Raw genomic sequence first — 23,432 nt, 5'->3', positions numbered from 1 at the left:
GGCCACCTGACGCCGGAGGCGGCGCGGGCCCGGTGCGGGCCCGCGCCGCCTCAGCCGAGCTGGACCGAGCGCTTGGACAGCCCGCCCCAGAAGCCGTCGATGACCGTGCGCTGGGCCGACAGGTCGGCCTCACCCGCTCCGAGGGCCACGAACAGCGGTGCGAAGTGGTCGGCGCGCGGATGGGCGATCCGGCCCGCCGGGGCCCGGTGCTCGAAGTCGAGCAGGGCGTCGAGATCCGCCCGCGCCAGGGCCTCACCGCCCCACGCGTCGAACTCCTTCGACCAGGACGGGGCCTCGTCCGGCCCCGCGCCCCACCTCAGGCCGCGCAGGTTGTGGGTGAAGAATCCGCTGCCGACGATCAGCACGCCCTCGTCGCGCAGCGGGGCCAGCCTGCGGCCCAGCCCCATCAGCTCTCCGGGGTCGAGGGTGGGCATCGAGAGCTGGAGCACGGGGACGTCGGCATCGGGGTACATCTCGGCCAGCGGTACGTACGCGCCGTGGTCCAGGCCCCGGCCTGGGGCGTCGTGCACCGGGGTGCCCGGCCCGGCGAGCAGCGCCCGCACCTTCGCGGCCAGGGCGGGGGCGCCGGGGGCCGGATAGGTGACGCGGTAGTAGCGCTCGGGGAAGCCGTGGAAGTCGTACACCAGCGGGACGGTCCGCGTGGCGCCCAGCGTCACCGGGGCGGACTCCCAGTGGGCGGAGACGATCAGCACGGCCTCCGGGCGCGGCAGTGCGCCGGACCAGTCGGCGAGCTGCGCGGTCCACAGGGCGTCGTCGGCCAGCGGCGGGGCGCCGTGGCCGAGGTAGAGCACGGGCATGCGGCCCGCCGCGGGGCGCGGGGAGGGCGGGGCGGGCTGTGGGACGGGCTGCGGGGCGGATTGTGGGACGGACGCGGTCATGGCGGTGACTCTCGCTTCCTTCTCGCTTCGTGCTTCCCGCCGCCCCGGCCCCCGCGGTTCCTCGGGGGCCGGGGCACGGGTGGGTCAGGAGCGGGCCAGCAGGGTCGCGCCCGCGACCACGGCGGCCAGCGCGACGGCGGCCGCGCCGTGGGAGAGCCGGTGCGAGCGCAGCACGGGCAGGGCGCGGTCCACGGCCCAGCGGCCGGGGCCGGAGAGGGTGAGCGCGGCGGCGGCCGCGGCGAGGAGGAGCTCGTACTCCACGCCCTGCGGGGCGAAGAAGCCGCCGCCCCACTTCACCGCCACCGCGTTGACCATGGTCCCCAGCACGGCCGCCCCGGCGAGCGGGGTGAGCAGGCCGAGGACGAGGGCGAGGCCGCCCGCGGTCTCGGTGAGACCGGCGACCACGGCCATCGCCTCGGGGGACGGGTAGCCCAGCGAGGCGAAGAACTGCCCGGTGCCCTCGAGGCCGCCGCCGCCGAACCAGCCGAACAGCTTCTGCGCGCCGTGCACGGCCATCGTCAGACCGAGCGCGAGCCGCAGCAGCAGGAGCCCGGCGTCGTGCGCGGCGGACGAGGGCTGCGGTGCGCCGCCGCGGGGGCCGGCGGTGGCGTCGGTGCGGGGGAAGGCGCCGGTGGAGGTGGCCATGCGTGTTCTCCTGCTCTGCCGCTGTGGTGATTCAAATTCGAACCACTCGGTCGTGGCGAGCGTACAGCTTGGTTCGAATTTGAACAACCGCGTACGATGGACGCATGAACGAGCCCCGATGGCTGGACGAGCTGGAGATGGCGGCCTGGCAGGGCTTCCTGGAGGCCGGCAACCGCGTCACCCGGCGGCTGGAGCAGCAGCTCAAGGACGAGGCGGGGCTGTCCCATCCGCAGTACGAGATCCTGGTCCACCTCGCCGAGGCCCCCGGCGGCGAGATCCGCATGACCGAGCTGGCCGAACGGCTGATCACCTCCAAGAGCGGCCTGACCTACCAGGTCGGCCAGTTGGAGAGGCGCGGCCTGGTGCGGCGGCGCGCCTGCCCCACCGACGTGCGCGGCGTCTTCGCCGTCCTCACCGACTCCGGGCGCGCACTGCTCCACCGAGCCGCCCCCGGGCACGTGGCGGCGGTGCGCGAGACGCTCATCGACGTCCTCGACCGCGAACAGCTCGCCGTGCTCGCCGAGGCGCTCGGGAAGGTCGGCCGCCGGCTGCGCGACTGAGCGGGCGGAACGCGGAACGGGAACGGGAACGGGAACGCGGAACGGGAACGCCGCGAGGGACCCCGCCCCGCCCCGCGGCGGTGACGGGGCCCCTCGCCCCCGGCGGCGTCCGGCGCCGGTCAGCCGTGGAGCCGGTCCACCGCCGTGCGCGTCGTCTTCCGGAACCCCTTCACCGGGGCGTGCTCGAAGGTGCCCATCTGCGCCCAGGCGACGACCGTGACGGTGCGTCCGTCGCGGCCCACGCCGAACAGGTGGATCCCGTGCTCGGACTCCGGCTGGGCGGTGTGGACGCCGTAGACGTGGGCGCCCTCCTCGACGTCGAGACGGCCGTAGTCCTTCCACTGGGCGGAGGCCTCCGGGTACCGCTCCAGGTAGTCGGCCGCGCAGTCGCGCACCGACGCCTCGGCGGCGGCGGCCAGCCTGCGGGCCGCGCGGTCGCCCGCCGTCCGCACCGAGACCTGTACGGCCCAGGTGTCGTACTCCGTGCCGAACTGCCGGTGCCAGGCGCCCTCCGCGGGCAGCGCCTCCTCCAGGCAGAACACCGGGAACTCCGGGAGCCCCCGGGTGACCTCGCCCGCGTACCAGGGCGAGGACGGGTGCGGCGGAAGCTGCCCCGCGGAGAGGAACCCCGGTGCGGCGCTCCGCTCCGGCGCGGCCTGGGCCGTGCCCGCGGCGGTCAGTGCGGTCAGTGCGGTGACGGTGGCGGCCGCCACCGCCGCGGCGGTGGCGGTACGGCCGTGCCGTGTGCGGATGGTCATGTGCGGGTCCCCCCGGATCGTCGTGTCGGCGGTTGTCACCGTGAGCCTGCGCCGCCCTGTCACACGGTGGCAACAGATGCCGCGGAAAGCGGGACGCGGGAACGTTCGCGCCTAGGCTGACCAGTGGAAACGCGCGCGCCTGGAACGCGCTCCCGGAACGGCGGGGACGAGGGGGAGGCCATGGGGACCGTGCGGGAGACGGAGGAGTTCGCCGCCTGCCTGAGGGAGTTGAAGGAACGGTCGGGCCACAGCTACGGCACGCTGGCGCGGCGGCTGCACACCAGCACGTCCACGCTGCACCGCTACTGCAACGGCAAGGCCGTCCCCGCGCGGTACGCCCCGGTGGAACGGCTGGCGAGGCTGTGCGGCGCGACCCCGGAGGAGCTGCTGGAGCTGCACCGGCGGTGGATGCGGGCCGACGCGCTGCGCGGACGGGAGCCGGAGCGGCCGGGCCCGGCGGCGGAGCCCGCTCCCGAGGAGCGTTCCGAGCCCGGACCCGAGCCCGAGTCCGAGTCCGGTTCCGAACCGGAACGCGCGCCCGAGCCGGAGCCCGAGTCCGAGCCGGAACGCGCGCCGGAGGCCGGCTCCGGGCGGAGCAGCCGGGTGCCGCCGTGGCCGCTGCCGGCCGTGCTCGCCGTACTCGCCGTGGTCCTCGTCGTCGCGGTCACCGCCGCGGTGAACGCCCTCCCCGGCCGCACCGGTCCGGAGCGCCGCGCCGTGGGCGGGCCCACCGTCCCCGCGCCGGGGACCCCCGGCGGCCCCGACGCCTCACCGTCCTCCCCCGCCTCCCGTTCCGCCCCGCCCCCGTCCCCGGCCGGGAACGGTGGAAACGGCGGGAACGGCGGGAACGGCGGGAACACAGCAGGCGACGCGGAGCCGGACCGCGCGCCGCGGACGGCCTCCTCCCGGGCGCCGGACGGGAGCGCCCGGGAGCGCGGGCGCGGCGGCGCGCCGGGAGCGGCCCCGCCGAGCTGGTCCGCCCGCTCCCACGTGTGGCGGCACGGCTGCGACCACCGCTACCTGATCGACCTGCCGCCCTCCCGCGTCCCCCCGCCCCCGGTGGAGCAGGACGCGGCCGGCTGGGCCCGCTCCCTGGACGCCGTGCACGGCGGCGAGACCATCGTGGAGGCCACCGTGCACGGCACCGGGACGGCCCCCGTCGTGGTCGAGGCCGTGCACGTCCGGGTGGCGGCCCGCCGTACGCCCCCGGCCCGGTCGTCCTTCGCGATGAACGGCGGCTGCGGCGGATCCCTCTCCCCGGCCGCCTTCTCCGTCGACCTGGACGCCCCGCGCCCGCTGGCGAAACCCGTGGACGGCTACGACGGCGACGGCGGCCGACGCCTGCCCGCCACCCGCCTGCCGTACCGCGTCACCGCCGACGACCCCCTCGCGCTGCGCGTGGAGGCGCGGACCGAGGGCTGCGACTGCGACTGGTACATCGAACTGGAGTGGAGCGGCGGGGGAGGCGGCGGCACCCTCCGCATCGACGACGGCGGCCGGCCCTTCCGCACGAGCGGCGCGAAGGGCCGGCCGGAGTACGGCTGGGCGCTGGAGACCGGGACCTGGGAGCGCGGCTGACGCGCTGGTGCACAATCGACGCACCCGACGCCCGACCCCGCCGCAGGAGAAGCAGCCGTGCCCCTGAGACTCACCGTCGACCCGGACGCCCCCACCGCCCCCTACGAGCAGGTGCGCGCCCAGATCGCCGAGCAGGCCCGCGGGGGCGGGCTGCCGGCCGGATACCGGCTGCCCACCGTGCGCGGACTCGCCGAGGAACTGGGACTGGCGGCCAACACGGTGGCCAAGGCGTACCGCGCGCTGGAGTCCGACGGGGTGATCGAGACCCGCGGCCGCCACGGCACCTTCGTCGCCGCCACCGGGGACGCCGCCGCCCGCGAGGCCGCCGAGGCGGCGCGGACGTACGCCCGGCGGGCCCGCCGCCTGGGCCTGGACCGGACCGCCGCGCTCGCCGCCGTCGAGGAGGCGATAGGCGCCGAGTACGGACGGGAGGGCTGACGCGGAGGGGGCCGGCGGGCGTCAGCCCGCCGCCAGCCGCTCCCGGGCCTCCATCAGCGCGAAGCCCAGCAGGTTGAGTCCGCGCCAGCGCGCCGGATCGGCCGCCCGCTCGTCGTCCGCGGCCAGCCCGATGCCCCACACCCGGTCCAGCGGACTGGCCTCCACCAGCACCCGCCCGCCTCCACCGTCTCCGGTGGCCAGCAGGTACGCGCGCAGCCCGGCGTCCTGCCCGAACTTGTGGACGCCGCCCTCGACCACGATCCCGAAGCGGTGCCGTGCCCAGACCTCCTCGTCGAAGCCCCGCACCGTGCGGCCCGCCGCCTTGGCGGCGCCCGGGTCCGCCGCGGCGAGCACCCGCTCCTCGGCCTCCGCGTCGCCGAACAGCCGTGCCTTGCAGGCCATCATCCAGTGCTCCGCGGTGGCGTACTCGACGCCCTCCACCGTGAACGGCGCGGGCCACCACTGGCTGAGGCACCAGGGACCGGGCGAGCCGTCCCCCCGGCCCCGCCGCGGGGTGTGCCCCCAGAAGTGGACGTAGCGGAGCCGCTCACCGCGCGCCTGCCGCCCGACCAGCTCCGCCACCCGGTCGTACGCGCTCCCGCCGGGCCTCACAGGTACATCCCCTCGTCCGGCCGCCCCGGCTGCGGCGGCACCGAGGCCGGACCCGAGCCGCGGCGCAGCGCGTACAGCTCGGCCAGGGTCGCCCCGTCGCGGCCCACGCCCTCGTCCGTGCCGAGCCAGTTCACGGCCTCCGCGCGCGTCAGCGGACCGACCTCGATGCGGGCCAGGCAGCGGCCGGGCCGCACCACCGCCGGGTGCAGCCGCTCCAGGTCCTCGTTGGTCGTCAGGCCCACCAGGACGTTGCGGCCCTGGCCCAGCAGCCCGTCGGTCAGGTTCAGCAGACGGGAGAGGGCCTGGCCGGTGGCGTGCTTGGCCTCGCCGCGGATCAGCTCGTCGCAGTCCTCCAGGAGCAGCAGCCGCCAGCGCTCCCCGCCCGGCAGGCCCGGCGCGCCGTCGTCCTCGCCGATGGCGATGTCCATCAGATAGCCGACCTCGTTGAACAGCCGCTCCGGATCCAGTACGCAGTCGACCTGGCACCACTCCCGCCAGGAGCGCGCCAGCGTCCGCAGGGCGGAGGTCTTGCCGGTGCCCGGCGGGCCGTGGAGCAGCAGCAGCCGCCCCGCGATGTCGTCCGGGGTCGTCTTCATCAGCCCGTCCAGCGCCTCGGCGACCGGCGCCGTGTAGTTGCCGCGGATCCGCTCCCAGCTCCCGGCGGTGATCCGGCGCGTGGTGCGGTACGGGCCGCGCCGCGGGGAGTTGTACCAGAAGCCCATGGTGACGTCGTCCGGCTGCGGCTCCGGCTCGTCCTCGGCGCCGTCCACCGCGGACTTCAGCGTCCGCTCCGCCAGGTCCTCGCTGACGGCCGTCACGGTCACGTCGGCGCCGCGGTTCCAGCGGGAGACCAGCACCGTCCAGCCGTCGCCCTCGGCCAGCGTCGCGCCGCGGTCGCCGTCGCGGGCGGAGCGCAGCACGGTCGCGCCCGGCGGCAGCAGTGCCGTGCCCTTCCTGACCCGCTCCACCGAACGGCTGCGGGCGTGCGGCTGCTCGCCGGTGGTGAAGCGGCCCAGGAACAGGGCGTCGATGACGTCGGAGGGGGAGTCGTTGTCGTCGATGTTGAGGCGGATGGGCAGCGAGTCCTCGGTCGGCACGGCACGGCGGTCGGCACACATGGCCCCATGATCCGGCACGGGCGGTCCCCGCGCACGCAGGTTTCCGGCGCCGTCGCCGGGCGGGGCGCGGTGCGGTCCCCCTGGGACGCCGACCGGGGACCGGCGGGCGCTCAGCGCAGGACGACGGCCACGGCGAGGGCGGCCAGCAGCAGGACCAGCAGCCCGGCGACGAGCGCCAGCACCCCGCGCGGCCCCCGGTCGGCGTCCCAGGAGGACGGCGCGGACGGCTCCCGCGTCCCGGGAGCCGCGCCCGGCGCGCCCCGGCGCCCGTCCTCGCCCCCGTCCCCGTCCTCGCCGGACGCGGACCGCACGGGCTCCGCAGAGGGCGGGGGAGCCGCCGCCCGCGGGCCGCCGCCGGCCGCGGCCACGCGCAGCAGCCGCTCCCCCTGGGCGGCGGTCGCGCGCTCGGCCGGATCCGCCCGCAGCAGCCCCTCCAGCACCGGCGCCAGCGGGCCCGCCCGCCGCACGGGCGGGAGATCGGCGTCGGTGTACGAGGCGAGGGAGCGCAGGGTCTCCTCGGGCGTGTCGCGGCGGAACGGCGAGACGCCCTCCACGGCCAGGTACAGCAGGACGCCCAGGGCCCACAGGTCCGCGGCGGGGCCGGGGGCCTGGCCCCGCGCGCACTCCGGGGACAGGAACTCCGGCCGGCCGACCGGCGCCCCGGGCCGGTCGTGCGCGGTGTCGGCCTTCACCAGCGCGGTGCCGAAGTCGGTGAGGACGACGCGCCCGTCGTTGCCCAGCAGGATGTTGGAGGGCTTGATGTCGCGGTGGGTGATGCCCGCCTCGTGCGCGCTGCGCAGCGCCGAGACCGCCTCGGCGCCGATCCGCGCGGCGCGGGGCGGGGACATGGGCCCCTCGGCCTCCAGCACGGCGGCCAGCGACAGGCCCGGTACCAGTTCCATCACGATCCACAGGCGGCCGTCCTCGACCACCACGTTGTGGACGGTGGTGGCGTTGCGGTGGGAGATGCGCCCGGCCGTCATGGCCTCCCGCTCCAGCCCGGCGTAGAGGGTGCGCACCTCGGCCGGGGAGAGCTCCTCCGCCGCCCGGATCTCCTTGACCGCGACCTCGCGTCCCAGCACCTCGTCGCGCCCCTGCCAGACCACGCCCACCTCGCCGCGGCCCAGCTCGGCGGTGAGGCGGTACCGGTCGGCGAGCAGCCGTCCGGTGTCACCGGTGTTCATCGTCGTCCCCCGTCCCCGGCCCCGTCATGGGGTCGATCGGATGCTGTTGTCTCGTACGGTGTTCGTCAACCCCCTTGCGGGGAAGGTGAATCGAGTGGCCGGAATACCCGTGGGTCACGGTCGGGAGATAGGGTTAGCCTGCCCGGGCCGGGAGCCCTCGTTTGGGTGGGGAGTGTCATGGAACAGATAACGGTGCGCAGCAGGGCGCGGGTCCCTGCGGTCCAGTGCGGGAGCGGTGCGACCAGTTCGCGCCTCGACCGGCACTTGAGCGTGCTGGCGGGTCCCGCCGTCCCCCAGCATGACACGGCGGAGGCGACCTTGCTCATGCGCGAACTGACCGCGCGCGACGCGGCGCACGTCCGGTCGCGGAACCGGGGCGCGCGGGTGTCCCTCTTCGCGCCGCTGCGCCGGCTGCGGCGCTCCCTCTTCGGCGGGCACGCCTAGAGCGGGAGCGGAACCCCGGGCCCGGCGCAGAGCCCGGGAGGCCGGCCTCCCCGCGGTGGGCCGGGCGCAGCCGCCCGGCCCCCGTCCGTTCCTCCGCGTCCCTCCGCGTCCCTCCGCGCCCTTTCCGCGCCCTTCCAGGTCCTTTCCGTGCCCTTCCGTGCCCTTGGAGGTCTTCCCACGGCCGTCCGGCCGTGCCCGCCCGCTCCCGCTTCCCTGCCGGGGCCGGCCGCGGACGACGGGGCGCGGCGCCCGGTCACAGCAGGGCCAGCTGGCCGTCCGGGCCCTCCTCGCGGTGGTCCAGGACCGAGGCCGGACGCCGTGACCCCGGTGGCGGAGGCAGCACCCCGGCCCCGCGCAGCGCGGCGGCGTCGACGGCCGGACGCCCGGCCAGCCGGCCGGCGAACTCCGCCCGGGCGTCCCGGAGCCCGCCGAGGAGGGTGAGCACGGTGATCAGCTCCAGCAGCTCCGAGGTCCACTCCGGCGGCCACGCCTTCGGGCGCACCGCCTCCAGCGTGCCGGGCGCCGCCGGCGCCGTACGCCGCGCGAACCACTCCTCGAGCACGCGGACGCCGCCCGCCTCGAACTCCCAGGCGCTCCGCGCCACCGGCGCTATCCGGCCCTCCCCCACCCACAGCGCCTCCTCGTCCGCGTCGTAGCGCAACCCGTCCGGGGCGGGACGCCCGGGCAGCGCGGCCCGTACGTAGGGCCGCCGCCCGCCCGGCAGACGCGGACGGCCGCCGTCGCCGCAGCGGGCGCCGCGGGTGTGCGCCCACAGCGCGCGGCGGCCCAGCGCGACCCCCTCCTCCCACACCTCGCGGTCCGCGGTGAGCGGTACGGCGAGCCCGGCGGGGGCGGGGCGGACCGCGGCGGCGGTCCAGGCGAGGAGGTCCTCGGCCGTCACGGGCGTGCCCAGCGCCCCGGCCAGCAGGCCGAGCAGACCCGGTGCGAGGTTGGGCTCGCGCCCGCCGGGGCGCCGGTAGAGGGGGCGTACGCGGCCGGGGCGGACGGCGGAGGGGCCGCCGACCGGGAGCAGTTCGGTGAAGACCGGCTCCGGGGCGGGGGAGCGGGGCGCGGCGGCGGTCTCGACCAGATGGATCTGCCGGTCGTCGGCGACCCGCCACAGCTCCGGCCGGGCGGCGTCGAGGAGGCGGTGGTCCGGTATCAGCCACTGCCGGTCGTACGGCCCGCACAGCACCCGCACCGGCTCGGGGCACGGCCCGTCCTCCCGCTCCAGCCGGACGGTGGAGGCGCCCGCGCCCCCGGCCGGGCCCGGCAGCTGGGGGGCGGGGGTGCGGGTGGTCCGGGCGCGGGTGGGCACGAACAGCGCCTCGCGCTCGCCGCCGGAGGCCCGCAGCAGCGCGGCCCAGCGGGCCTTCAGCGACGCCGCGTCCGGCGCCGTCACCCAGTCCCGGCCCGGCCGCGGCGGCCGGACCGACCAGGGCATCAGATCGCCGAGCAGGGGCGCGCCCGCGGCGGCCCCGCCGGTGACTCCGCCGCCCGTCCCGCCGCCCGTCCCGGCGCGCGCCCCGCTCCTGCCCACGTCCCTCCCCGTGTCGCCCACCGCACGCATGCTACGGACGGAGGTCAGTCCGCCTCCACGGTGACGGAGAAGGAGAAGCGGTCGCCGCGGTAGCGGATGCGGGCCACGTCCACCACCCTGCCGCCCTCGTCGTAGGTGACGCCGGTGTAGTGCAGGATCGGGCTGAGCAGCGGAACGTCCAGCAGGTCGGCCGTCTCGGGGTCGGCGAGCCGGGCCTGGACGGTGTCGGTGATGCGGCTGATCCGCACTCCCGCCGTGTCGCGCAGCACCTTCGTCATCGGCCAGCGCGCCAGGTCCTCCAGGTCGACGTGTTCGGCGACCTCGGGACGGACCAGGTTCTCCGCCCAGTTGGTCGGCTCGCCCGTCTCCCGGTCGCGGCGCAGCCGCCGGTAGGCCACCGCCTCATCCAGGTCCGGGAAGTGCTCGACCAGCTCCCCGGGGACCGGCTCGGGGCCGTGGCCCAGCAGCACCGTCTCCTCGCCCGACTGCTGGGCCACGATGGCGTCCACCGAGCCGAGCAGCCGCACGGGCGACCCGCTGCGGGCGCTCGGCTCGATGAAGGTGCCGCGCCGCCGGTGCCGGGTGATCAGCCCTTCGTTCTCCAGCTCCTTGAGCGCCTGGCGCATGGTCAGCACGCTGACGCCGTAGTGCTCGGCGAGCCGCTCCTCGGTCGGCAGGCGCAGGGGGGCGCCGGGGGAGCGGCCGAGTATCGAGGCGCGCAGGGACTGCGAGACCTGGTACCACAGCGGCAGCTTGCGGTTCAGCGCGAGCGAGTCGGGGGCGAAGGTGGTCACGGCGTCCTCCGGACGACCAGGCTGGGTTGCTGCGCCGCGGCACCGCGGCGACACGTCGTGGGTCACGGTACGCGCCGCCGCCCGCGGACGCGGGCGGGTCATCCCCGGAAGTGGCGCTCCAGGCCCTGCCACACGTCGTCGTAGCCGCGCTGCAGGTGCCCGGCGTCCCGGGCCTGGGCGGTCAGCGTCACCGGCCAGCGGGTCTCGAACATGAAGGCCAGCCCGTCGTCCACCTTCTGCGGGACCAGTTCGGCGGCGCTCGCCCTGTCGAACGTCTCGCGGTCCGGGCCGTGGGCGGACATCATGTTGTGCAGCGAGCCGCCGCCGGGGACGAAGCCCCCCGGACCGGCCGTCTTCGCGTCGTAGGCGCCCTCGATCAGGCCCATGTACTCGCTCATCACGTTGCGGTGGAAGTACGGCGGCCGGAAGGTGTCCTCGCCCACCAGCCAGCGCGGGGCGAACACCACGAAGTCCACGCCCGCCAGCCCGGGGGTGTCGGAGGGGGAGGTGAGGACGGTGAAGACCGACGGGTCGGGGTGGTCGTAGCTGATGCTGCCGAGCACGTTGAAGCGGCGCAGGTCGTAGACGTAGGGGACGTGGTTGCCGTGCCAGGCGACGACGTCCAGCGGCGAGTGGTCGTAGGTGGCCGTCCAGAGGGTGCCGCAGAACTTGTTGACCACCTCCACCGGGCCCTCCACGTCCTCGTACGCGGCGGTGGGGGCGAGGAAGTCGCGGGGGTTGGCCAGCCCGTTGGCCCCGATGGGGCCGAGGTCGGGCAGGACGAAGGGGCGGCCCATGTTCTCGCAGACGTAGCCGCGCGCCACCGCCTCCAGCGGCTCGACGCGGAAGCGCACCCCGCGCGGGATCAGCGCGACGTGGCCCGGTTCGGCGCGCAGCAGGCCGAACTCGGTGCGCAGCAGCAGACCGCCGCGCTCGGGCACGATCAGCAGCTCGCCGTCGGCGCTGCTGAACACCCGGCGCTCCATGGGGGCGTTCGCGGCGTAGAGGTGGATGGCGACGCCCTCGCGCCGCGCGGCGTCGCCGTTGCCGCCCAGGGTCCACAGCCCGTCCAGGAAGTCGGTGCCGGGGGCCGGGTCGGGCAGCGGGTCCCAGCGCAGCCGGTTGGGGTCCGGCTCGGTCTCGGTGAAGGGGGCGCCGCGCAGGGTCCCGTTCCCGGCGCGGACGAAGCGCGGGTGGGCCGCCGAGGGGCGGATGCGGTACAGCCACGAGCGGCGGTTGTGGGCGCGCGGCTCGGTGAAGGCGGTGCCGCTGAGCTGCTCGGCGTAGAGCCCGAGCGGAGCGCGCTGGGGGGAGTTGCGGCCGACCGGGAGCGCTCCCGGAACGGCTTCCGAGGCGTGTTCGTTGCCGAAGCCGGAGGAGTACGCCAGCCCCTCCGCGGTCTTGCGCGCCTGCTCGAAACCGCTCGTGGTGCCACTCATCGCAACGCTCCCGGTGCTCAGGGTTTCCTGCTGACAACCATAGGAATGGGAAGGTCCGCACGTCAACGGCGAACCTCTGACGGACGTGCCGCCGATTCGGCTCCCACCCCTGGGCGAGCGCGGGGCGACGGGGCTAGGGTTCGCTTACCGGCCGGTCGGTATGGTGCCGCCGATCCGCCGCGCCCACCCGGACACCGCCCACGAGGGGGACCGATGTCGCAGAGTGCCAGCACCCGGACGACCGCGGAGGCCGGCGCCGGTACCGGCCCGGACAGCCGTACGGCCCGGCGGATCTGCCCGCTGTGCGAGGCCACCTGCGGGCTGAGCGTCACCGTCGGCCGGGACGGCGGCGGACGGGAGCGGATCACCGCGGCGCGCGGCGACCGCGACGACGTCTTCAGCCGCGGCTTCGTCTGCCCCAAGGGAGCCCTCTTCGGCGAGCTGGACGACGACCCCCACCGCCTCACCCGCCCGCTGGTCCGCCGCGGCGGCGAACTGCGGGAGGCGAGCTGGGAGGAGGCGTTCGCCGCGGTCGCCGGGGGACTGGGCGGCGTCCTGGCGGACGGCGACCCCCGCGCGGTGGCCCTCTTCCTGGGCAACCCCAACGTCCACACCGTCGCCGGGGCCCTCTACCCGCCCGTCCTGCTCAGGGCCCTGCGCACCCCCAACCTCTTCACCGCCTCCACCCTCGACCAGATGCCCAAGCACGTCTCCTGCGGACTGCTGTACGGCGACCCCCTGGCCATCCCCGTCCCCGATCTGGACCGCACCGACCACCTGCTGGTCGTCGGCGCCAACCCGCTGGAGTCCAACGGCAGCCTGTGCACCGCCCCCGACTTCCCCGGCCGCCTCAGGGCGCTGCGGCGGCGCGGAGGCACCCTCACCGTCGTCGACCCGCGCCGCACCCGCACCGCGCGCCTGGCCGACCGGCACGTGGCCGTACGGCCGGGCGGCGACGCCCTGCTGCTGATGGCGATGGTCCAGGTCCTCTTCGCCGAGGACCTGGCCGACACCGGCGCGGCCGGCGAGCACCTGAGCGGCGTGGAGGACGTGGCCCGGCTCGCCGCGGACTTCACCCCCGAGGCCGTCTCCGGCGCCTGCGGCGTCGAGCCCGACGTCATCCGCGCCCTGGCCCGCGAACTGGCCGCCGCCGAACGCGCCGCGGTCTACGGCCGCATCGGCAGCACGGCCGTGGAGTTCGGCACCACGGCCAGCTGGCTGGTCGACGTCCTCAACGCGCTGACCGGGAACCTCGACCGGCCCGGCGGCGCGATGTTCCCGCTGTCGGCCACCGCCCGCGCCCCCCGGCCGCCCGCCCCGGGCCGGGGCTTCGCCACCGGCCGCAGGCGCAGCCGGGTCGGCGGGCACCCGGAGGTCAAGGGGGAGTTCCCGGCGGCCGCGCTGGCCGAGGAGATCGACACCCCGGGCGAGGGGCGGGTGCGGGCGCTGATCTGCGTCGCCGGCAACCCCGTGCTCTCCGCGCCGGACGGCGCCCGGCTGGAGAGGGCCCTGGCCGGGCTGGACTTCATGGTCAGCGTCGACCCGTACCTCAACGAGACCTCCCGCCACGCCCACGTCGTGCTGCCGCCGCCCCGGCCCAGCCGCTCCCCGCACTTCGACTTCGGCCTCAACGCCCTGGCCGTCCGCAACCAGGTGCGCTACACCCGGCCCGTGATCCCCCTCGCCGAGGGGGAGGTGAGCGAGGCGGGGATCCTGGCCCGCCTGGTGCTGTGCGCCTCCGGAGCGCCGGGAGGGGACCCGGAGGCGGTCGACGCCGCGGTCGTCGAGCACACCCTGTCCGCCGCCGTCGCCGACCCCCGCTCCCCGGTCCACGGCCGGGACGCGGGCGAACTGGCGGGTCTGCTGACGGGCGAGGACGGCGCCGAGCGCCGGCTGGACATGATGCTGCGGCTGGGCCCCTACGGCGACGGCTTCGGGGCCGACCCCGGCGGCCTCACCCTGGCGAGGCTGCTGGAGCACCCGCACGGCATCGACCTCGGCCCGCTGCGCCCCCGCCTGCCCGAGGTGCTGCGCACCCCCTCCGGCACGGTCGAGCTGTGCCCGGAGCCGATCGCCGCCGACGTGCCCCGGCTGCGCCGCCTCCTGACGGACCGCCGGGACGGGCCCGGCGCCCTGGTGCTGGTCGGCCGCCGCCACCTGCGCTCCAACAACAGCTGGATGCACAACGTCCCGGCGCTGACGGGCGGCAGCAACCGCTGCACCCTCCACGTCCACCCCGCCGACGCCGCCCGGCTCGGCCTGGCCGACGGCTCCCTCGCCGAGGTCCGCGGCGACGGGGGAGCGGTCCGGGCGCCGGTGGAGGTGACCGACGAGGTGGCGCCGGGGGTCGTCAGCCTGCCGCACGGCTGGGGCCACGACCGGCCCGGCACCCGTACGCCGGTGGCCTCCGCCGACCCCGGGGCCAACGTCAACCAGCTCCTGGACGGGCGGCTGCTCGACCCGCTGTCGGGGACCGCCGTGCTCAACGGGTTCCCGGTCCGGGTGGCCCCCGCGGCGGCCCCCGGACACGCCGGGGGGACCTCCCCGGCGTCCGTCCCCTCCGCCGTGTGATCCACGGCATGCGCCGTCCTGCTGACACCCCAAACTAGCGCCGCTAGTTTGGGGTCATGCAGGCACACAACGGCATGTACATCGACGGAGAATGGCGCCCCGCCGCGGGCACGGAGACGATCGAGGTCGTCGACCCGGCCACCGAGGAGATCATCGGGACCGTCCCGGCGGGCACCGCCGAGGACGTCGACGCGGCCGTGCGCGCGGCCCGCGCGGCCCTGCCCGGCTGGGCCGCCGTACCGCCCGCGGAACGCGCGGCGCGGATCGGCGCGCTGCACGACGCCCTGGCCGCCCGGCGCGAGGAGATCGCCGCCACCGTCACCGCGGAGCTGGGCGCCCCGCTCTCCTTCTCCCGGGCCGTCCACGCCGACCTGCCCACCACGGTCGCCGGGACGTACGCCCGACTCGCCGCCGAGCACCCCTTCGAGGAGGAGCTGGGCAACTCCCGCGTGCTGCACGAGCCGGTCGGGGTCGTCGGCGCGATCACGCCCTGGAACTACCCGCTGCACCAGATCGTCGCCAAGGTCGCCCCGGCGCTGGCCGCCGGCTGCACCCTCGTCCTCAAGCCCGCCGAGGACACCCCGCTGGTCGCCCGGCTCTTCGCCGAGGCCGTCCACGAGGCGGGGCTGCCCGCCGGGGTGTTCAACCTCGTCACCGGACTCGGCCCGGTCGCCGGGCAGGCGCTGGCCGAGCACGACGGCGTGGACCTGGTCTCCTTCACCGGCTCCACCGTCGTCGGCCGCCGCATCGGCGCCGTCGCGGGCGGTGCGGTCAAGCGGGTCGCCCTGGAGCTCGGCGGCAAGTCCGCCAACGTCATCCTGCCCAGCGCCGACCTGGTGAGGGCCGTGAAGATCGGCGTGGGCAACGTGATGGCCAACTCCGGCCAGACGTGCAGCGCCTGGACCCGCATGCTGGTCCACGCCGACCGCTACGACGAGGCCGTGGAGATCGCCGCCGCCGCGGCGGCCAAGTACGTGCCCGGCGACCCCACCGACCCCGCCACCCGCCTCGGCCCGGTGGTCAGCGCCAGGCAGCGCGAGCGCGTCACCGGCTACATCCGCACCGGCGTCGAGGAGGGCGCCGCCCTCGTCGCGGGCGGCCCCGACGCGCCCGAGGGCCTGGAGCGCGGTTATTACGTGCGCCCCACCGTCTTCGCCGGCGTCACCCCGGAGATGACCATCGCCCGGGAGGAGATCTTCGGCCCCGTCCTGAGCGTCCTGCGGTACGAGGACGCCGAGGACGCCGCCCGGATCGCCAACGACTCCGCCTACGGCCTGTCCGGCGCGGTGTGGGCCGGCGACGACGAGGAGGCCGTCGCCTTCGCCCGCCGCCTCCAGACCGGCCAGGTGGACATCAACGGCGGCCGGTTCAACCCCCTGGCCCCCTTCGGCGGCTACAAGCAGTCCGGCGTGGGCAGGGAACTGGGCCCGCACGGCCTGACCGAGTACCTCCAGACCAAGTCCCTGCAGTTCTGAGCCCTCCGGGCCGGCCCCGTCCGACCCGGCCCGCCTGTCCCGACCCGTCCGACCCAGCCCGCCCGCCCCGTCCCGTCCCGTCCGTGGGAAGCCGCACGTCCGCCAAGGACACGAGAGGAAACGCCACGTGGTCCGCGCCGTAGTCCTGCCCGCCGCCCAAGCCCCGCTCGAACTCGGGGAGATCGACCTGCCGGAGCCCGGCCCCGGCCGGGTGAGGGTCCGCCTCGCCGCCGCCGGGGTCTGCCACTCCGACCTGTCGCTGTCCAACGGCACCCTGCGCCAGCCCGTGCCCGCCGTCCTCGGGCACGAGGGCGCGGGCACCGTGACCGCCGTGGGCGAGGGCGTGACCACGGTCGCCCCGGGCGACGAGGTGGTCCTCAACTGGGCGCCCTCCTGCGGGAGCTGCCACTTCTGCGCGAGGCTGGGCGAGCCCTGGCTGTGCACCGAGGCCAACGCGGCCAGCGGCGTCCCCTACGCCCGCTCCGCCGACGGCCGCGACCTGTACCCGGGGCTGGGCACGGCCGCGTTCGCCGAGGAGACGGTCGTCGCCGAGCGCGGCGTGCTGCCGCTGCCCGACGGCGTACCGCTGACCGACGCCGCGCTGCTGGGCTGCGCGGTCCTCACCGGCTACGGCGCGGTCAACCACAGCGCCCGGGTGCGCGAGGGCGAGTCGGTCGCCGTCTTCGGCGTCGGCGGGGTGGGCCTGGCGGTGATCCAGTCGGCGCGGATCGCGGGCGCCGACCGGATCGTCGCCGTGGACGTCTCCCCGGAGAAGGAGGAACTGGCGCGCCGCGCCGGGGCCACCGACTTCCTGATCGCCTCCGACGCCACCTCCAAGGAGATCCGGAGGATCACCGGCGGACTGGGCGCGGACGCGGCCGTCGAGTGCGTCGGCCGCGCGGAGACCATCCGCGCGGCCTGGTCCTCCACCCGGCGCGGCGGCCGCACCTCGGTCGTCGGCATCGGCGGCAAGGACACGCAGGTGTCCTTCTCGCCGCTGGAGATCTTCCACTTCGCCCGCACCCTGTCCGGCTGCGTCTACGGCAACTGCGACCCCGTGCGCGACCTGCCGGTGCTCGCCGGGCACGTCCGCTCCGGCCGGCTGGACCTGGGCGTGCTGGTCACCGACCGGATCGGCCTGGAGGACGTGCCGGCGGCCTTCGGGGCGATGCTCGCCGGGCGCGGCGGCCGGGCGCTGGTGGTCTTCTAGCCCTCCGCCGCCCGCTCCCGCCCGGTCCCGCCGGGGAACTGGAGCGCCAGCCCGTCGACGAGGGCGCGCAGGCCCGCCTCGAAGGCGCCCTCGTCGACGCGCTGCTGGTGCTCGGCCAGCAGGTGGGCCTGGTCCAGGTGCGGGTAGTCGCGCTCGTACAGCGCCGCGTCGTCGACGAAGCCGCGCGCGAAGGACCCCAGCGCCGAGCCGGCCACGAAGTACCGCATCAGCGCGCCGATGTGGGTGGCCTGGGCGCGCGGCCACCCGGCGTCGCGCATCGCCCCGTAGACGGCGTCGGCCATCCGCAGCTGGCTCGGGCGGCGGCCCGGCCCCTGCGCCAGGTACGGGACGATGTTCGGGTGCGCGGTGAGGGCCGCCCGGTAGGAGCGGGCCCAGGCCACCAGCGCCTCGCGCCAGTCGGTGCCGTCGGTGAACATCGACAGGTCGACATCGGCGCACACCGCGTCGGCGACCGCGTCCAGGATCTCGTCCTTGGTGCGGAAGTGGTTGTAGAGCGACGGACCGCTGACGCCCAGCCCGGCGGCGAGCCTGCGCGTCGAGACCGCGGGCAGGCCCTCGTCGTCCACCAGCGCGAGCGCCGCCGCCACGATCCGCTCACGGCTCAGCAGGGGGGTACGTGGGCGTGCCACGGATCACATCCTCGGGTCTCGTTCGATGTCTGTGAAGCTGTAACTAGCGCTGCTAGTTTATGGGGCATGGATCTGGAGCTGTCGGAGGAGCAGGCTGCCGTACGGCGGCTGGCCAAGGAGTTCGTCGACCGGGAGATCGTCCCGCACGCCACCGAGTGGGACCGCGCCGAGAGCATCGACCGGTCCGTGGTGAAGGCCCTGGGTGACCTGGGCTTCCTGGGCCTGACCGTCCCGGAGGGGTACGGCGGCTCCGGCGGCGACCACCTCGCGTACTGCCTGGTCACCGAGGAGCTCGGCCGCGGCGACTCCGCCGTGCGCGGGGTGCTGTCGGTCTCCCTCGGCCTGGTCGCCAAGTCGATCGCGGCCTGGGGGAGCGAGGAGCAGAAGCGGCGGTGGCTGCCCCGGCTCTGCGCGGGCGAGGCCGTCGGCTGCTTCGGCCTGACCGAGCCCGGCACCGGATCCGACGCCGCCAACCTCACCACCCGCGCCCGCCGCGACGGCGGCTCCGGCGGCGACTGGGTCATCGACGGCGCCAAGACCTTCATCACCAACGGCACCTGGGCCGACGTGGTGCTGCTCTTCGCCCGCTCGGGCACCGAGCCCGGCCACAAGGGGATCACCGCCTTCCTCGTCCCCACCGACACCCCGGGCCTGACCCGCCGGGAGATCCACGGCAAGCTCGGCCTGCGCGGACAGGCCACCGCCGAGCTGGTGCTCGACGGCGTCCGCGTACCCGACGACTGCCGCCTCGCCCCCGAGGGCAAGGGATTCTCCGTCGCCATGTCGGCCCTTGCCAAGGGACGCATGTCGGTGGCGGCCGGATGCGTCGGCATCGCGCAGGCGGCGCTGGACGCGGCCGTGTCCTACGCGACCGAGCGCGAGCAGTTCGGCAGGCCCATCGCCGGCCACCAGCTCGTCCAGGAGCTGATCAGCGACATCTCCGTGGACGTCGACGCCGCCCGGCTGCTGACCTGGCGCGTGGCCGACCACATCGACCGGGGCCTGCCCTTCGCCACCGAGTCCTCCGTCGCCAAGCTCTACGCCTCCGAGGCCGCGGTGCGCGCCGCCAACAACGCCCTCCAGGTCTTCGGCGGCTACGGCTACATCGACGAGTACCCGGTCGGCAAGCTGCTGCGCGACGCCCGCGTGATGACGCTGTACGAGGGCACCAGCCAGATCCACAAGCTGCTCATCGGCCGCTCCCTGACGGGGGTCTCGGCGTTCTGACGGCCCTCCGGCCGCCCGCCGCCGAGGAGGCCGAAGCGGTGGGGCCGGAAGGGTGGGGAGGGCCGGGAGGGCCGGAAGTCGCGGCACGGACCTGGTGTGGCGGAGGGGGAACCGATACGGTCCCGGAAAGGCGCATCGGAGGACGGAACCCGGCCGCCCGGCCGGCCCGGTCCGGCCGGCTCCCGCACCGCGTTCCCCGTCTCCCGCCCGCGGCTGCCCGTGACCGGCGGGGCCGGCGGGCCGCGGTCCGGTCGCGCCCGCCTCCGGAGAGCGCCACCGCCGTGCAAGCGTCCCCGTTCCTGGAGCCGACATGTTACGACGCCGCTGGACCGGTCCCCTCCTGCTCGCACTCCTGCTGACCGTGCTCGCCCCGCTGCCCGCCGCCGCCCGGCCCTCCGCGGCGGCTCCCCCCGCCGCCGCGGGGACCGCCCCGCCCCGCACGGGTGCGGCGGACACCTCGACGGTGCCCCTGCCGTCGCTCAGCGCGACCACCACCCAGGTCGCCTCCGGACTGAGGCGGCCCACCGCCGTCGCCGCCCCCGACGACGGCACGGGCCGGCTGTTCATCACCGAGAAGCCCGGCACCGTCCGCGTCTACCACCCGGACACCGGCCTCGCCCGGACCCCGCTCCTCGACATCACCTCGGCCGTGGACCTGTCGGGCAACGAGCGCGGCCTGCTCGGCATGGCCCTGCCGCCCGACTTCGCCGAGAGCCAGGACCTGTACCTGGCGTACACCGCGCTGCCCGACGGCGCGGTCACCCTCGCCCGCTACCGGCTCGACGAGTCCCGCCTGGAGCCCCTGCTCTCCCAGGAGCACGCCGAGTACAGCAACCACAACGGCGGCCAGCTCGCCTTCGGCCCCGACGGCAACCTGTACTGGAGCATCGGCGACGGCGGCGGCTCCGGGGACCCCTTCCGCGCCGGACAGCGGCTGGACACCCTGCTGGGCAAGATCCTGCGCCTCGACGTGAGCCGCGCCTGCGGCGCGCTCGCGTACTGCGTCCCCGCGGACAACCCCTTCGTCGGCACCGCCGGCGCCCGCGACGAGATATGGCTGTACGGACTGCGCAACCCGTGGCGGTTCTCCTTCGACAGCGCCGACGGCTCGATGTGGATCGGCGACGTGGGCCAGGGCCGCTGGGAGGAGATCGACCACCTCGCGCCCGGACGGGGCGGGCTGAACCTGGGCTGGTCCTGCTACGAGGGCCTGGAGAGGTTCGAGGGCGGCCACTGCGTGCCCGGTGAGGAGTACACCGAGCCGGTCTTCACGTACTCGCCGTACACCGGCGGCTGCTCCGTCATCGGCGGCCACGTCTACCGGGGCCGGGAGTACGCCGACCTGGTCGGCGGCACGTACATCGCCACCGACTACTGCTCGTCCACGGTCTGGGCGCTGCGCCCCGACGGCAGGGGCGGCTACGAGCAGGCCGAGATCGGGGAGACGCCCACCCAGGTGACGTCGATCGGCACCACGGCCGAGGGGGAGTTCTACATGGTCAACGACCTGCCCGGCGGCCTGCACCGGGTGTCGTTCGAGCGGGAGGAGCCCACCTGCCGGATCGACCGCACCGTGGTGTCCTGGGGCACCGGCACGACGGTGGACCTCACCGTCACCAACACCGGCGACTCCCCGGTGAACGGCTGGACGCTGGAGTTCCCGCTGGCCCTCGGGCAGACCGTCGTCTCCGACTGGAACACGGACACCACCCAGGGAAGCAACGTGGTCACGGCGACCAACGCCCCGCACAACGCCACGATCGCGCCCGGCGCGAGCGTGACCCTCGGCTACCTCGCCCGGCACACCGGCGACGCCTCGGCGCCGCCGCGGTTCACGCTCAACGGGGACGCCTGCGCCATCGGCCGCTGAGCCGCCGGTCCGCCGGTCCGGTCCCGGGGTCCGGTCCCGGAGGCGGGGGTATCCCCGCCTCCGTCGTGGGAGCGCTCCCGTCCGGCTCCGTACGGCACGGGGCCGGGCCGGCGGTCCCCCGTGGCCGGCCCGGCGGCCGGGCGGACCGGCGCCCGGCCGCCGGGCGACTTCCGTCAGGTCCTCTAAGCGGCTGCTCAGCAACCGATGTATGGTGTTCGCCCGGTGGGACGAACGGGCGAGGTGCTGATGGCTGCGGAGACGGGAGCGAAGGCCGTGGATGCCGCGGGCGCCGCGGACACCGCGAGCACCGCGGGCACTACGGGCGCCGCGGACACCGTGAAGGAGGCCCCGGACACCGTGAAGGAGGCCCCGGACGGCGCGAACGGCGCCGGGGAGCCGGACGACTCCTGGGGCGAGGTGGCCCCCGACGCCGCCCGCCGGCTGCTGCTGGCGGCGGTCGAGGCGTTCGCCGAGCGCGGCTTCCACGCCACCACCACCCGGGACATCGCCTCCCGCGCCGGAATGAGCCCGGCCGCGCTCTACATCCACTACCGCACCAAGGAAGAGCTGCTCTACCAGATCAGCCGGGTCGGCCACGAGCGCTCGGTGCGCATCCTCACCGAGGCCGGCAACAGCGCCGTGGCCCCCGCCGACCGGCTCGCCGCCGCGGTGCGCGCCTTCGTCCGCTGGCACGCCGAGCGCCACACCACCGCCCGGGTGGTGCAGTACGAGCTGAACGCGCTGGCCGAGGAGCACTACGCCGAGATCGTCGCCCTGCGCCGGCGCAGCGAGGAGATCCTGCGCGGCATCCTGGAGGACGGGGTCGCCGCCGGGGACTTCACCGTCCCCGACATCCGGGGCACGGCGCTGGCCGTGCTCTCGCTCTGCATCGACGTCGCCCGCTGGTTCCGCTCCGGCGGGACGCGCACCCCCGGGGAGATCGGCGAGCTCTACGCCGGGCTGGTGCTGAGGATGGTCGGAGCCCCGGCCGGCCCCTCCGGCGAGGGGGGCGGCCGGGGCGCGTGAATCCCGAGGCGGCGTCGGCCGGCCGGATGCGGGCTAGAGGTAGTAGCGCACGACGCTCTCGGCGACGCACACCGGCTTGTCGCCGCCCTCGCGCTCGACCGTGACCTGCACCGTGAGCTGCGCGCAGTCCTCCGCCACCGCCGTGACGTCCGCGATCCGCGCGCCCGCGCGCACCCGCGAGCCGACCGGCACGGGGGAGGGGAAGCGGACCTTGTTCACGCCGTAGTTGATGCCCATGCGCACGCCCTCGACGCGGATCAGCTGCGGCACCAGCACCGGCAGCAGCGAGAGCGTCAGGTAGCCGTGCGCGATGGTCGTGCCGAACGGCCCGGCGGCGGCCTTCTCCGGGTCGACGTGGATCCACTGGTGGTCGCCGGTCGCGTCCGCGAACAGGTCGATCCGCTTCTGGTCGACCTCCAGCCAGTCGCTGGTGCCCAACTCCTCGCCGACCGCAGCCCGCAGCTCGTCGACCGATGTGAAAACCCGCGGCTCCGCCATCGAAGCTCGCCTCCCCAACCGTGGTGACCGTGGTGTCCATGGTGTCCTGCATGCGACTAAGCGCTTGCTCAGGATGGTGGGCGGCTTCGGACATGTCAACGGTCCGTCCCGCGCCCGCCCCGTGACGCGCCACGGCGGGCCCCGGACATCCGGGACCCGCCGTGGCGCGTCCGTACCCCACCGGAACTCCCCGAGCCCGTCCGGACCGAAGGCCCGGCCGTGTCCGGGCCGCGCGGAACCAGGCCCCCTCGCGGCCCCGTGACCGGACCTCCGGACCGTCAGTGGCTGACCGCCATCCTCCCCACGGAACCCACGGAACGGTGCGCCGCCGCTCCCCGCTGCGCCTGCCGGGCTCTGTGCATCGCCTGCGCCGCGCGCTGCGCCTCGCGCGCCTCGGCCTCCCGGACCAGCCGGCGTACGACGTCCGCCAGCGGGGCGGGCGGCGCGGCGTCCGGGTCCTCGACGGGCAGGAGCCCGCGACCGCCCCAGCAGCGCCGGTGCCAGGCGTCTCCCGGCGGCTGCCGGACGCCCTCGTACTTCTGCTCCCTGCGCCGCCGCGCGAAGTCGCGCTCGTACGCCAGCCACACCTCCCGGGCCTCCTCCAACTCCTCCAGGGCGGCCACCAGCCGCTCCGGATCGGGACTGCGGTCGTCCGGGGAGATGCCCGCGCGGGCGCACAGGTGGTGCCAGGTGGCACGGTGCCCGTACGGTGCGAAGCGCTCAAGGCACTTGCGCAGCGCCTGCCTGCGCTGGGACGGGTCTCTCCCGGGATCACGAACCTGTTCTGCCAGGGCGTTGAAACCGGCCAACGCGTACCACCTCCGACGTAAGTGACCACAGCCGTCATCGTTGGGACGTACCGGACCCTCTAATGGATCCGTGTGCCCCCGAATCTT

22 protein-coding genes are annotated in these 23,432 nt (G+C 75.8%); 10 read left to right on the top strand and 12 right to left on the bottom strand.

Features of this window, described 5'->3' with window-relative positions; translation table 11 throughout:
• Positions 1-50: 50 nt before the first annotated feature.
• Together QC029_RS22360 and QC029_RS22355 are read right to left on the bottom strand one after the other, a co-directional pair.
• Entirely contained in the window at positions 51-818 is a 768-nt protein-coding gene (locus QC029_RS22360; RefSeq protein ID WP_279557536.1) for a dioxygenase, read from the bottom strand.
• Positions 819-983: 165 nt separating this feature from the next.
• Positions 984-1,544 carry a DoxX family protein gene (locus tag QC029_RS22355; protein ID WP_279557530.1) on the bottom strand — a complete coding sequence of 187 codons (561 nt, stop codon included), beginning with the start codon at positions 1,542-1,544 and terminating at the stop codon, positions 984-986.
• 104 nt (positions 1,545-1,648) lie between these two features.
• On the opposite strand from QC029_RS22355, the gene QC029_RS22350 reads away from it, so the two are divergent.
• Positions 1,649-2,104 (top strand): MarR family winged helix-turn-helix transcriptional regulator, encoded by a 456-nt coding sequence (locus tag QC029_RS22350; protein ID WP_279557529.1) that lies wholly within the window; start codon positions 1,649-1,651, stop codon positions 2,102-2,104.
• Positions 2,105-2,223: 119 nt separating this feature from the next.
• On the opposite strand, the gene QC029_RS22345 is transcribed toward QC029_RS22350, so the two are convergent.
• Positions 2,224-2,862, bottom strand: coding sequence for a hypothetical protein (locus tag QC029_RS22345; protein ID WP_279557528.1), 639 nt, complete (start codon positions 2,860-2,862; stop codon positions 2,224-2,226).
• Between the two features lie 180 nt (positions 2,863-3,042).
• On the opposite strand from QC029_RS22345, the gene QC029_RS22340 reads away from it, so the two are divergent.
• Entirely contained in the window at positions 3,043-4,440 is a 1,398-nt protein-coding gene (locus QC029_RS22340; protein ID WP_279557527.1) for a helix-turn-helix transcriptional regulator, read from the top strand.
• Positions 4,441-4,497: 57 nt separating this feature from the next.
• Positions 4,498-4,878 carry a GntR family transcriptional regulator gene (locus QC029_RS22335; protein WP_279557526.1) on the top strand — a complete coding sequence of 127 codons (381 nt, stop codon included), beginning with the start codon at positions 4,498-4,500 and terminating at the stop codon, positions 4,876-4,878.
• A gap of 21 nt (positions 4,879-4,899) precedes the next feature.
• Here QC029_RS22335 and QC029_RS22330 read toward each other — a convergent pair whose 3' ends face one another.
• From QC029_RS22330 to QC029_RS22320, 3 genes are all read right to left on the bottom strand, one after another.
• Positions 4,900-5,490: an NADAR family protein gene (locus QC029_RS22330; protein WP_279557525.1), complete on the bottom strand. Its 591-nt coding sequence runs from the start codon at positions 5,488-5,490 to the stop codon at positions 4,900-4,902.
• A complete protein-coding gene (locus QC029_RS22325; protein ID WP_279557524.1) occupies positions 5,487-6,608 on the bottom strand; it encodes a DUF5925 domain-containing protein in 1,122 nt (373 codons plus the stop codon). Before QC029_RS22325 ends, QC029_RS22330 begins: the two co-directional genes overlap by 4 nt.
• 110 nt (positions 6,609-6,718) lie before the next feature.
• A complete protein-coding gene (locus QC029_RS22320; RefSeq protein ID WP_279557523.1) occupies positions 6,719-7,792 on the bottom strand; it encodes a serine/threonine-protein kinase in 1,074 nt (357 codons plus the stop codon).
• Positions 7,793-7,969: 177 nt separating this feature from the next.
• On the opposite strand from QC029_RS22320, the gene QC029_RS22315 reads away from it, so the two are divergent.
• Positions 7,970-8,236: a hypothetical protein gene (locus QC029_RS22315; RefSeq protein WP_279557522.1), complete on the top strand. Its 267-nt coding sequence runs from the start codon at positions 7,970-7,972 to the stop codon at positions 8,234-8,236.
• Positions 8,237-8,489: 253 nt separating this feature from the next.
• Here QC029_RS22315 and QC029_RS22310 read toward each other — a convergent pair whose 3' ends face one another.
• The 3 genes from QC029_RS22310 to hmgA all read right to left on the bottom strand — a co-directional run bounded on the left by QC029_RS22310 (position 8,490) and on the right by hmgA (position 12,009).
• Positions 8,490-9,680 carry a type ISP restriction/modification enzyme gene (locus QC029_RS22310; protein WP_279557535.1) on the bottom strand — a complete coding sequence of 397 codons (1,191 nt, stop codon included), beginning with the start codon at positions 9,678-9,680 and terminating at the stop codon, positions 8,490-8,492.
• A gap of 140 nt (positions 9,681-9,820) precedes the next feature.
• Entirely contained in the window at positions 9,821-10,570 is a 750-nt protein-coding gene (locus tag QC029_RS22305) for a GntR family transcriptional regulator (RefSeq protein ID WP_279557521.1), read from the bottom strand.
• Positions 10,571-10,668: 98 nt separating this feature from the next.
• The gene (gene hmgA / locus QC029_RS22300; protein WP_279557520.1) at positions 10,669-12,009 is read right to left on the bottom strand and encodes a homogentisate 1,2-dioxygenase; all 1,341 of its coding nucleotides are present in this window, start codon (positions 12,007-12,009) and stop codon (positions 10,669-10,671) included.
• 213 nt (positions 12,010-12,222) lie between these two features.
• On the opposite strand from hmgA, the gene QC029_RS22295 reads away from it, so the two are divergent.
• From QC029_RS22295 to QC029_RS22285, 3 genes are all read left to right on the top strand, one after another.
• Positions 12,223-14,580, top strand: coding sequence for a molybdopterin-dependent oxidoreductase (locus QC029_RS22295; RefSeq protein WP_279557519.1), 2,358 nt, complete (start codon positions 12,223-12,225; stop codon positions 14,578-14,580).
• A gap of 56 nt (positions 14,581-14,636) precedes the next feature.
• Complete coding sequence (locus QC029_RS22290; protein ID WP_279557518.1) at positions 14,637-16,055, top strand: aldehyde dehydrogenase family protein; 1,419 nt, start codon at positions 14,637-14,639, stop codon at positions 16,053-16,055.
• Between the two features lie 127 nt (positions 16,056-16,182).
• The gene (locus QC029_RS22285) at positions 16,183-17,265 is read left to right on the top strand and encodes a Zn-dependent alcohol dehydrogenase (protein ID WP_279557517.1); all 1,083 of its coding nucleotides are present in this window, start codon (positions 16,183-16,185) and stop codon (positions 17,263-17,265) included.
• On the opposite strand, the gene QC029_RS22280 is transcribed toward QC029_RS22285, so the two are convergent.
• The gene (locus QC029_RS22280; RefSeq protein ID WP_279557516.1) at positions 17,262-17,915 is read right to left on the bottom strand and encodes a TetR/AcrR family transcriptional regulator; all 654 of its coding nucleotides are present in this window, start codon (positions 17,913-17,915) and stop codon (positions 17,262-17,264) included. The two genes, QC029_RS22285 and QC029_RS22280, sit on opposite strands and share 4 nt — an antisense overlap.
• A gap of 66 nt (positions 17,916-17,981) precedes the next feature.
• Between QC029_RS22280 and QC029_RS22275 the strand changes: the two genes are divergently transcribed.
• From QC029_RS22275 to QC029_RS22265, 3 genes are all read left to right on the top strand, one after another.
• Positions 17,982-19,142: an acyl-CoA dehydrogenase family protein gene (locus tag QC029_RS22275; RefSeq protein WP_279557515.1), complete on the top strand. Its 1,161-nt coding sequence runs from the start codon at positions 17,982-17,984 to the stop codon at positions 19,140-19,142.
• A 310-nt stretch (positions 19,143-19,452) separates the two neighbouring features.
• Positions 19,453-21,012: a PQQ-dependent sugar dehydrogenase gene (locus tag QC029_RS22270; RefSeq protein ID WP_279557514.1), complete on the top strand. Its 1,560-nt coding sequence runs from the start codon at positions 19,453-19,455 to the stop codon at positions 21,010-21,012.
• A gap of 246 nt (positions 21,013-21,258) precedes the next feature.
• A complete protein-coding gene (locus tag QC029_RS22265; protein WP_279557513.1) occupies positions 21,259-22,038 on the top strand; it encodes a TetR/AcrR family transcriptional regulator in 780 nt (259 codons plus the stop codon).
• Positions 22,039-22,071: 33 nt separating this feature from the next.
• Here QC029_RS22265 and QC029_RS22260 read toward each other — a convergent pair whose 3' ends face one another.
• Together QC029_RS22260 and QC029_RS22255 are read right to left on the bottom strand one after the other, a co-directional pair.
• Positions 22,072-22,536, bottom strand: a complete 465-nt coding sequence (locus QC029_RS22260; RefSeq protein ID WP_279557512.1) for a MaoC family dehydratase — start codon at positions 22,534-22,536, stop codon at positions 22,072-22,074.
• 278 nt (positions 22,537-22,814) lie between these two features.
• Complete coding sequence (locus QC029_RS22255; RefSeq protein ID WP_279557511.1) at positions 22,815-23,345, bottom strand: hypothetical protein; 531 nt, start codon at positions 23,343-23,345, stop codon at positions 22,815-22,817.
• Between the last annotated feature and the right edge of the window lie 87 nt (positions 23,346-23,432).

This window comes from Streptomyces sp. DH37 (genome assembly GCF_029813835.1).
GTDB lineage: Bacteria > Actinomycetota > Actinomycetes > Streptomycetales > Streptomycetaceae > Streptomyces.
The sequence above is the reverse complement of the archived record's forward strand: the minus strand, read 5'-3'. Positions and strand labels throughout refer to the sequence as shown.

What these genes read in the sequence shown, in the direction of transcription:
- QC029_RS22265 (WP_279557513.1), top strand. Translation starts at nt 21,259, where the DNA reads ATGGCTGCGGAGACGGGAGCGAAGGCCGTGGATGCCGCGGGCGCCGCG.
- QC029_RS22295 (WP_279557519.1), top strand. Translation starts at nt 12,223, where the DNA reads ATGTCGCAGAGTGCCAGCACCCGGACGACCGCGGAGGCCGGCGCCGGT.
- QC029_RS22360 (WP_279557536.1), bottom strand. Translation starts at nt 818, where the DNA reads ATGCCCGTGCTCTACCTCGGCCACGGCGCCCCGCCGCTGGCCGACGAC.
- QC029_RS22270 (WP_279557514.1), top strand. Translation starts at nt 19,453, where the DNA reads ATGTTACGACGCCGCTGGACCGGTCCCCTCCTGCTCGCACTCCTGCTG.
- QC029_RS22290 (WP_279557518.1), top strand. Translation starts at nt 14,637, where the DNA reads ATGCAGGCACACAACGGCATGTACATCGACGGAGAATGGCGCCCCGCC.
- QC029_RS22355 (WP_279557530.1), bottom strand. Translation starts at nt 1,544, where the DNA reads ATGGCCACCTCCACCGGCGCCTTCCCCCGCACCGACGCCACCGCCGGC.
- QC029_RS22345 (WP_279557528.1), bottom strand. Translation starts at nt 2,862, where the DNA reads ATGACCATCCGCACACGGCACGGCCGTACCGCCACCGCCGCGGCGGTG.
- QC029_RS22320 (WP_279557523.1), bottom strand. Translation starts at nt 7,792, where the DNA reads ATGAACACCGGTGACACCGGACGGCTGCTCGCCGACCGGTACCGCCTC.
- hmgA (WP_279557520.1), bottom strand. Translation starts at nt 12,009, where the DNA reads ATGAGTGGCACCACGAGCGGTTTCGAGCAGGCGCGCAAGACCGCGGAG.
- QC029_RS22315 (WP_279557522.1), top strand. Translation starts at nt 7,970, where the DNA reads ATGGAACAGATAACGGTGCGCAGCAGGGCGCGGGTCCCTGCGGTCCAG.
- QC029_RS22275 (WP_279557515.1), top strand. Translation starts at nt 17,982, where the DNA reads ATGGATCTGGAGCTGTCGGAGGAGCAGGCTGCCGTACGGCGGCTGGCC.
- QC029_RS22260 (WP_279557512.1), bottom strand. Translation starts at nt 22,536, where the DNA reads ATGGCGGAGCCGCGGGTTTTCACATCGGTCGACGAGCTGCGGGCTGCG.
- QC029_RS22340 (WP_279557527.1), top strand. Translation starts at nt 3,043, where the DNA reads ATGGGGACCGTGCGGGAGACGGAGGAGTTCGCCGCCTGCCTGAGGGAG.
- QC029_RS22310 (WP_279557535.1), bottom strand. Translation starts at nt 9,680, where the DNA reads ATGCCCTGGTCGGTCCGGCCGCCGCGGCCGGGCCGGGACTGGGTGACG.
- QC029_RS22350 (WP_279557529.1), top strand. Translation starts at nt 1,649, where the DNA reads ATGAACGAGCCCCGATGGCTGGACGAGCTGGAGATGGCGGCCTGGCAG.
- QC029_RS22325 (WP_279557524.1), bottom strand. Translation starts at nt 6,608, where the DNA reads ATGTGTGCCGACCGCCGTGCCGTGCCGACCGAGGACTCGCTGCCCATC.